Source organism: Testudinibacter crocodili (genome assembly GCF_006228025.1).
Lineage (GTDB): Bacteria > Pseudomonadota > Gammaproteobacteria > Enterobacterales > Pasteurellaceae > Chelonobacter.
The window spans coordinates 1-1,196 of the sequence record NZ_VDHF01000120.1 but is presented as its reverse complement, the minus strand read 5'-3'; the positions used below and the strand labels follow the sequence as shown (position 1 = coordinate 1,196).

General features: G+C 50.7%; 2 protein-coding genes. Both read right to left on the bottom strand.

Going from position 1 to position 1,196, the window contains the following annotated elements; genetic code table 11:
* Positions 1–49 precede the first annotated feature (49 nt).
* Positions 50–664, bottom strand: coding sequence for a glutathione S-transferase N-terminal domain-containing protein (locus tag FHQ23_RS11380; RefSeq protein ID WP_139614424.1), 615 nt, complete (start codon positions 662–664; stop codon positions 50–52).
* A 9-nt stretch (positions 665–673) separates the two neighbouring features.
* The coding region (locus FHQ23_RS11375; RefSeq protein ID WP_139614423.1) for an HAD-IIB family hydrolase at positions 674–1,196 on the bottom strand (523 nt) is incomplete at its 5' end.

Sequence of the window (1,196 nt, the reverse complement as noted above, 5' to 3'; positions counted from 1 at the left end):
TTGCCCCACTACACAATAGTAATAAGGTTTGCATCTTTAGCCTTTTCTGTTAGCTTTGATAGGGTTTGGTGCTGGTTAAGCACGGATATTTTTGGTTCATCTGCCGCGCCCAGCGATCCAAGTGCGGTACCACTTCTGCTGGATTGATGCCGATAACATTCAGGCGGAAATGGAAAAAATCGATCACGCACACCACATATAACGTGGCAATATTCAGTTCTGTGCCTAGCTGTGCTAAGCGCTGTTCCAGATAACGCAACGAACGGATATTGCGTTCCATCATCTGCTGATGACGGCTGTGCCACCACTCTGCCGGATCGCGCAGCATACGCTCGCCCAAATACATCAGCGTATTTTCCATAATACCGTCGGTGATGGCGTGGAGATTCAACAGCTGCCAGCGGTTTTCCCCCTGCGGAAACAGCGGTGGTTTTTTGCCGAGACTGTCGAGATATTCTGCGATTAAGCTGCTGTTAAACAGCCACTCGCCCTGATCGGTTTGCAACGCAGGAATGCGTCCGAGCGGATTGTCCTGATTGTGCGGCGATTCCGCTTTGGCGGCGACGGTCGGCAGCAGCTCGACTTGTTGTTCCAACTGATGATAGGCAATCACTGACCGCACTTTGCGTACAAACGGACTGGTGGTGGAGTACCAAAGTTTCATGCTGACCTCTTAGACCAAATTAAATAGCGCCCGCAAATAAGTGGCGACCGATTCATCACGGTTCAGTCCGATTTGCTGCAAGTGCGGTAGCGCCGCTTTCACTCGTGGATCGGCATTGCCCATCACACAGCCGCGCCCAACTTCGGTCAGCATCTCAATATCATTCATGCCGTCGCCAAAGGCAATGCAATCGCTGAGCGCATATTGGCGATCTTGCAGCAAATGCGCCAACGCATTGGCTTTGGTCACCCCTTGGTTCATCACTTCCAGGCATTGCGGAGTGGAGTAGGTGATACTAACTTGATCCGCATAGCGCTGGCGGATTTGCTGTTCGACCGTTGCCAAATCAGCGGCGGTGCGCCCGACAAAAAACACTTTTTCCGTGCCTCTGCCGTGATGGCGGCTGAAATCGACTACGTTGTAATCAAAACCGGAATCTTTGTGGTATTTGCGTAACTGTTTTAAATCCACATTGATAAACCAACCGTCGTCCTGATAGGAATTCAGAATCACATTATTGTGGTCAATCTCC

What these genes read in the sequence shown, in the direction of transcription:
- FHQ23_RS11380 (WP_139614424.1), bottom strand. Translation starts at nt 664, where the DNA reads ATGAAACTTTGGTACTCCACCACCAGTCCGTTTGTACGCAAAGTGCGG.